Origin of the sequence: Rufibacter glacialis (assembly GCF_008271745.1) — a bacterium.
Taxonomy (GTDB): Bacteria; Bacteroidota; Bacteroidia; order Cytophagales; family Hymenobacteraceae; genus Nibribacter; species Nibribacter glacialis.
Genome location: NZ_VKKZ01000002.1, coordinates 1 through 7,289 on the forward strand (window position 1 = coordinate 1; position 7,289 = coordinate 7,289).

Consider the following 7,289-nt stretch of genomic DNA (forward strand, 5'->3'; position numbering starts at 1 on the left):
GAAAGATAATGGTGGCTATGTCGCGGGTGTCCACCTCTTCCCATTCCGAACAGAGAAGTTAAGCCCCGCCGAGCCGATGGTACTGCGGTCACACGCGGGAGAGTAGGTAGCCGCCAACCCCCTTACATGGAACCCCCTCCTGCCCGTGCAGGAGGGGGTTCTTGCGTTGATCCCCAGGAAGAAGGGGGGAGGAGAGAGGGAGACTCCTCATATACCAAACGCAGCAGATAAGTAGTTTTAAGAGCAAATAGTTATCTTCACGTATAAACGGAATTTACTAGATGCTTCCTCTCTTCGCTGGAACTGCTTTTGCGGCTGTATTATTAGTCTTTATACACTTCTTTGGGTTAAGGCTTAGGCAAAAGCTGGATTTTTCGCACATCCAATTCCTGAATGCCCTGATCTCTAAAACCAAATCGGTTAGGAGGATCAACAATTACCTGCTCCTTTTCTTAAGGCTCCTTTTCATTGGGGCTGCTTTAGCTGCCGTCCTTTTATTTCTGCACCAAAGGAACACGAGTGGTTCCACTGCAGGTGCCAGCCCTATGGTGCTAATAGATACTTCTTGGAGCATGAACAGTGCCTCGGCAGAAAAAGGAATCTCTAAACTAGAAGTTGCAGAAGGCGCCGCTTCCGGATTAGGAGTAAATCAAAACCCTTCTTCTTCCGTCTCTTCTTCCCGGTTCATAGCTGATAGTGCCTTTGGTGGAACTAAGTCAATGACTTTTTTCTCGCCACAGGAGATTCTTGATAGAACAAGGGACCAACGAACCTCAAGAACTACCTTTATTTTTTCTGATTTTCAAAAGGCTACCTTTTCTCCTCAATTTTTCAAGACCCTTTCTACCACCCAACCAATTACGCTAGTGCCCCTGACAACGGGTAGTGCTACCAACTTGTTTATTGATTCGGTTTGGTTGGAGTCTCCAGTTTTGATCCCTAACACATTGGCGGGTATTGCTGTACGGGTAGCCGGAAGTTTGTTAACGAAGAGTTCCCAAGTAAAAGTGACCGCTTTTGAGGAAGGCAAACTGTTAGGCGCCACCCAGGTTCTTCTTGATCCCGCTCAAAAAGCCACTGCTCATTTTAGAATCCCTGTGTCAGGGGGAGACCTGAAAAAAATCACCTTTACGGTAGAAGATCCGGCAACTCCTTTTGACAACGAATTCTTTATTGTTCTGCCCAAGCCCTCTGTGGTGCAAATTAAGGTGAACCGGGCCCAGAGACAGAAAGATCCGGTAGTACAAGCTCTTCAGGCAGAGCCAGCCTTTGTTTTTGCCAATGAGCCTACCGGAGCTAATGGTTTCTGGGTGCTAGACATTCCAACTTCGGGAGGATCTGCTTCTTTGGCCAACCAAGTTAAAAACTGGGTAGACAAGGGAGGCTCCGTCTTGCTTATTCCCCAAGGTGGAGAGCAGAAAGGGGCCGTTGGATTTCTGGCCCAAATTGGATTGGCCGGAATCAGCGAAGCCAACCAGGAAACCGGAGCTCTGCCCCTGCGGCAACCTGATTTTTCCGATACCTTTTTCAGGCAGATTTTTGAAAAAGAGGTTAGAAACATGAAAATGCCAGAGGCTGTACCAGTCTTGACCTGGCGCAGTGCCTTCCACACCATCCTAAAATTCTCTGATAACTCCCCTTTCTTGAGCACCTTCAAAGTAGGGAAGGGAAATGTGCATTTGCTGGCGGCTCCTATCTCGGCTTCTTCTGCTTTTGTGGCTCACCCTTTGTTTGTGCCTGTTTTGTATCAATTGGCCTTAGGCACTACTAGTTCAGAAGCAGGATTGTCCCATCAGTCTCCCGCTGGCAACCTTAGTATTCCGCTAGAAGGGGAAGTCTCTTCCAAGCAACCTTTCTCTTTAGCCCAGGGGGATCTCTCCTTCATTCCTGACCAGCGGATACGCCAAAACCAGCTATTTTTATCTTTACCTCCTCAAGTGAATAAACCAGGCTTTTATAATTTAGAACAAGCTGGTAAAGCGGTTACCGTAGTAGCCATGAACATACCAAGAACTGAATCTAAACTGGAGGCATACACGGTGGAAGAACTGAAGGAATTACTTGCCGACCATGGGGGTAAGGTGCAGGTAGTGGAGCTTCGGGAAAACGTTCCTCTCCAAAAACAATTGCAAAACGAGGTAAGTGGCCCCTCCCTTTGGAAATATTGCCTAATATTGTGTTTTCTATGCCTTGTGATAGAGGCCATCATCTTAAGCACTAAAAAAAGTGGATCTCCTATTTAAAGCAGTTACCATTGTAGACGCCTCTTCGGCGTTTAATGGCCAGACTGTAGACCTTCTTCTGAAAGAGGGCCGCCTGCACCAGATGGCTTCCTCCTTAGAGGTGGACAACGCGCAAGTGATTCCCAGCCAAGGACTGCACTGCTCCATTGGATGGTTTGACTTGATTGCCTTTACCGGAGAGCCCGGTTTCGAACATCGGGAAACCTTGGACAACTTCATGAAAGCCGCTGCCTTTGGCGGATTCACTGAAGTAGCCTGCTTGCCTAACGTAGACCCTGTCACCCAAACCCGTTCTTCGCTGGAGTTTTTCAAAAACAGGTCAAAAACCAGCGCAGTGCGGCTGCATCCCATAGCTGCCATCACGCATAACCTGGAGGGAAAAGACCTGTCAGAAATACTGGATCTGAAAGAGGCGGGCGCCATCGCTTTCTCTGATGGGCATGGGTCTTTGCAGGCCGAAGATACCATTCTGAAGGCGCTGGAGTACCTGCGGCTTTTTGGGGGCGTTTTGATAAATCACCCCGAAAACAAGAAGATCGCCAGTGGGGGCCAAATGCACGAGGGCCTTGCCAGCACTCGCCTGGGAATGAAAGGGATTCCCGCCATAGCCGAAGAGGTGCAAGTGGCGCGCGACCTGCAGCTGCTGAACTACGTGGGCGGAAAGCTCCACCTTTCGCAGCTGTCCACGGCCGCAGGCCTTCAGTTGGTGCGGACTGCCAAAGCCCAGGGTTTGCACGTGACCTGTGACGTAGCCGCCCACCAAGCCGCTTTCACTGACGAGATGATCGCTCCTTTTGACACGAACTATAAAGTGAGCCCCCCTTTCAGAAGCGAGGAAGACAGGTTGGCTATTCTAGAGGCGTTACAAGACGGCACCATTGATGCCCTTGTTTCAGCACATTCCCCTTGGAACGAAGAAGCCAAAGAACTGGAATTTGATTTGGCTGAACCCGGAATCATAGGGTTGCAAACCGCCTTTTCCGTGGCCAACGGAACCATGTCCTCCCATGTGTCATGGAACGAGATTGTGGAGAAATTCACCGTTGGTTCCAGAAAGGTAGTTTCCTTACCGATTCCTGCGCTGGAGGTGGGCGAAGAGGCTAACCTTACCTTTTTCCATCCCACCCAAACCTGGGTTTTTGACGAGAGTCTAAATGCCTCGGCTGCCAAGAACAGTCCCTTCTTGGGTCAAATGTTGAAAGGGTGTGTGTTTGGTACCTACATGAACGGGCAGTTCACCCCCAATCCTGCCTACCAGAACTAGCAACGTATTTATTGATGTTTGACAAAGCGGTTATCAATACGGCCATCAGGTATGGCGTCACCGGAGGGATTGTAAGCTTTGCTTATGTCTTGATCCTGGCTTTGGCCGGGTTTGAGAACCTGTATGACAATACCAGCGAGTATTCGTCCACGCTCGTTTTTGTGTCTGTTTTCGTTTTTCTGGCCATAAAATACTTTAAGAAGTTCCATGACGCAGAATTAGGGTTCGGCAAAGCCTTCAAGGTAGGCATGGCCACCGTCTTGTTTTTGGCCTTCACCTCTGCGGCTCTCCTTTGCCTCTATTCTGTGGTGGCTGGCCAAGAAATGATCCAGGAATATATTATATTGAGTCAGGAACGGATGGAGTTAACCAAAGGAGAGTTAACCAAGGTGATGGGAGAAGTGAATTATAAGAATGCCTACCAGAACCTAAGCCAGCTGAATGCCTACATTCTGGCGCAGATCAACTTCGTGAACCGCATGGTGGTGGGTTTCTTTGTAAGTATCGTTTTAGGCGTATTTTTCAGAAAATAACTCATAAACCAATAAACATGAACGAACAAACCGTTTCTCCGGGCTCAGTAGGGGTGCGCTATGGCATCATCACAGGCTTTGTCTCTATTATCTACAGCCTCATCCTGTACATGACGGGTCTGCACCTGAACAAAGGCTTGTCTTATCTGGGTACCGTTATCCCCATTGTAGGGATTATAATGGCATACCTCTACTATAAGAAAGAGAACGGTGGGTTCATGAGTTATGGGCAAGGGCTTGGTACCGGCACTATTTTAGCTGCGGTGTCTGGGGTATTAAGCGGAACCTTCACCTACATCTACCTGAAATTCATTGACGGTAACATCCTGGAGCAGATCAGGAACGCCTCTATTGAGGAGATGGAAAACAAAGGCATGAGCGACGAGCAAATTGAGCAAGCCGCCAGCATGACCGAGAAATTCACTACCCCAGAAATGATGCTGATCATGGGCGTGGTAGGTGCCGTGCTATTAGGGTTTATCCTGTCGCTTCTTATTGCGGCCGTGATGAAGAGAAACCGTCCAGAGTTTGAGTAAAAGATTTCATGCAGAATAGCGTAGATATTTCAGTGGTGATTCCACTGCTTAATGAGGCAGAGTCTCTGCCAGAGCTTACCCAATGGATAAACCGTGTGATGGTATCGCACGGTTTTCTTTATGAGGTGATTTTGATTGATGATGGCAGCACAGATACTTCCTGGAAAGTGATTCAGGAACTGTCTCTGCAAGACCCCCACCTGAAAGGCATCCGGTTTAACCGCAACTACGGTAAATCAGCGGCTTTGAACGTGGGTTTCCGGGAAACGCAGGGCCGGGTGGTCATTACCATGGATGCCGATTTGCAGGACAGCCCAGACGAGATCCCAGACCTTTACCGCATGATTGTTGAGCAAGAATATGATCTGGTTTCCGGTTGGAAAAAGAAGCGGTATGATCCGTTAAGCAAAACCCTTCCTACCAAGTTGTTCAACGCCGCCACCCGCAAGATCTCCAAGATAAAGCTCCACGATTTCAATTGCGGGCTCAAAGCCTATGATGCCCGGGTGGTGAAAAGCATTGAAGTCTACGGGGAGATGCACCGCTACATACCGGTCATTGCCAAATGGAACGGTTTTGGGAAAATAGGCGAGAAAGTGGTGCAGCACCGCGAGCGCAAATACGGCACCACCAAATTCGGACTGGAGCGTTTTGTCTACGGGTTCCTGGATCTGATGTCTATCACGTTTGTGTCCCGGTTCCGGAAACGTCCTATGCACTTCTTCGGAAGCCTGGGCACCATCTCCTTCCTGATCGGTTTTTTGATTACTTCCTGGTTGGTGATAGAGAAAGTATACTACTCGTTCCAGAACCAGGTGGTGCGGAATGTGGTAGACCAGCCACTGTTTTTTCTGGCCCTGGTGGCAGTCATTGTAGGGGTACAGCTTTTCCTGGTCGGCTTTTTAGCCGAAATGGTTTCTTTGTCGGGCCGCAGGAAAGATGAATACTTGATCCGAGACAACATCGGGTTTTAGGTTATGGCGCATATTATTCTTGTGGGGCCAGCTTATCCTTTTAGAGGAGGAATAGCGGCTTCCACTGAGAGCCTGGCCTTGGCCTGGCAACGGATGGGGCACCAGGTGGAGATCTTCACGTTCACCACCCAATATCCGGCGGTCTTGTTCCCGGGTAAATCACAATATGTAGAGGGGCCACCGCCCCAAGGTTTGGTCATCCATCGGGAATTAAGCTCGATCAATCCGCTCACCTGGGTAAGCGTAGGGAATAAAATCAGAAAGAAGAAACCAGACCTGGTGTTGTTCCGGTATTGGCTGCCTTTCATGAGCCCCAGTCTGGGAACCGTGGCAAGAGTCATCAAAAGGAATCGTCATACGAAAGTGGTAGCCTTGACAGACAACATCATTCCGCACGAGAAGCGTCCTGGAGACAAAGCATTAACCCAATACTTTGTTGATGCCTGTGATGCTTTTGTCACCATGTCGGCCACGGTCACCGAGGAACTGAAGCAGTTCAACAAAACCAAGCCTATGGCTTGCCAGGCACACCCTATCTATGATACGTACGGGGAGAAGAAGACTCGGGAAGAAGCCTTACGGGCATTACACCTTCCAGAGGGAAAGTACCTTTTGTTCTTCGGTTTTATACGCCATTATAAAGGATTAGACCTCTTGCTGCAGGCCATGCAAGATCCAAGGCTCCAGGAGAGAGGCGTTAAATTGATCATTGCGGGAGAGTTTTATGAACCACCTGAAACTTACCTCCAGATAATAGAAGAGGGGAATCTACAGGAAAGAGTCATACAGGCGACAGAGTATATTCCTCATGAAAAGGTGAAAGACTACTTTTCTGTAGCAGACTTAGTTGTTCAGCCTTATAGACATGCGTCACAAAGTGGCGTTACCCAAATCGCTTACCACTTTGAAGTACCTATGATTGTAACAAAGGTGGGCGGGTTGGTAGAAATGATACCAGACCAGAAAGTAGGCTATGTGGTAGAGGTAACCCCTGAAGCAATCGCCAATGCCATAGACAAGTTCTATCAGGAGCAAAGAGCTTCTAGCATGATCCAGAACATAAAAGAAGAAAAGAAGAAGTATACCTGGGAGGCTCTAGGCGATGCCATCACGGAAGCAGCAGGTTTGAAGAAATGAAAAGCAGTTGTTTTTGTAAAAGAAGACAATAATCACAGAAGAGGAAGAAGTACACTATATAAAGAGGCTAGGCAGAAAGTGCTTAGCCTCTTTTTGCTTCTTTTCTGAAACTACTTCCTCTATCTATCATTAAGTTTTCTTTTAAACCTAAACAGATTACTTCCCAGGAAGAGAAGAAAAAGCTTTCCATACAGGGAGCTTCCACTCCCCTTAGATGGTTCTTTCCTAGCCTCTGGGGAGGAAACTGCAAAAAGGTCCTCCAGAAGAAAAATATTTCCCTTCTGGAACTCCCAGTCCCTCAGCGGGGTTACCCCTTAGGCTACCAAAGAAACCCGCTGCATTAAGGCAGAACCGGGGGGTAGGGTTTGGAAAGCCGGCCCTTTTCCCTACCTTTGCAGCCTCTTCGGCGGGAAGGGGATCACCAAGAGACGGACCTGACACCAACGGGCGGGAAAAGAAAAAGTTCTCCTCTTTCCTTGCGGAAAGGGAAACGTTTCCTACCTTTGCAGCCCGCTCCGGGGGGGGAGCCTCAGGGTTCCTGGCCGCAGCAGTCTTGGCTAACCGAGCCGAGGGAACAAGAGTAAAAAAAACTTCGCCTCCGG

At 48.7% G+C, this 7,289-nt stretch carries 6 protein-coding genes and 1 rRNA gene; all 7 read left to right on the forward strand.

Annotated elements, in window-relative coordinates; translation table 11 throughout:
* The first annotated feature begins 7 nt into the window (after positions 1-7).
* The 7 genes from rrf to FOE74_RS00795 all read left to right on the forward strand — a co-directional run bounded on the left by rrf (position 8) and on the right by FOE74_RS00795 (position 6,687).
* Positions 8-119 (forward strand): 5S ribosomal RNA (gene rrf, locus FOE74_RS00765).
* Positions 120-281: 162 nt separating this feature from the next.
* Complete coding sequence (locus tag FOE74_RS00770; protein WP_149096709.1) at positions 282-2,243, forward strand: BatA domain-containing protein; 1,962 nt, start codon at positions 282-284, stop codon at positions 2,241-2,243.
* Positions 2,227-3,507, forward strand: a complete 1,281-nt coding sequence (locus FOE74_RS00775) for a dihydroorotase (RefSeq protein WP_149096710.1) — start codon at positions 2,227-2,229, stop codon at positions 3,505-3,507. The genes FOE74_RS00770 and FOE74_RS00775 overlap by 17 nt, the downstream gene beginning before the upstream one ends.
* Positions 3,508-3,521: 14 nt before the next feature.
* On the forward strand, positions 3,522-4,040 hold the full coding sequence (locus FOE74_RS00780; RefSeq protein WP_188687146.1) for a DUF4199 domain-containing protein: 519 nt from the start codon (positions 3,522-3,524) through the stop codon (positions 4,038-4,040).
* 17 nt (positions 4,041-4,057) lie between these two features.
* A complete protein-coding gene (locus FOE74_RS00785) occupies positions 4,058-4,576 on the forward strand; it encodes a DUF4199 domain-containing protein (protein ID WP_149096712.1) in 519 nt (172 codons plus the stop codon).
* A gap of 8 nt (positions 4,577-4,584) precedes the next feature.
* On the forward strand, positions 4,585-5,550 hold the full coding sequence (locus FOE74_RS00790; RefSeq protein ID WP_149096713.1) for a glycosyltransferase family 2 protein: 966 nt from the start codon (positions 4,585-4,587) through the stop codon (positions 5,548-5,550).
* Between the two features lie 3 nt (positions 5,551-5,553).
* Complete coding sequence (locus tag FOE74_RS00795) at positions 5,554-6,687, forward strand: glycosyltransferase (RefSeq protein ID WP_149096714.1); 1,134 nt, start codon at positions 5,554-5,556, stop codon at positions 6,685-6,687.
* Positions 6,688-7,289 lie beyond the last annotated feature (602 nt).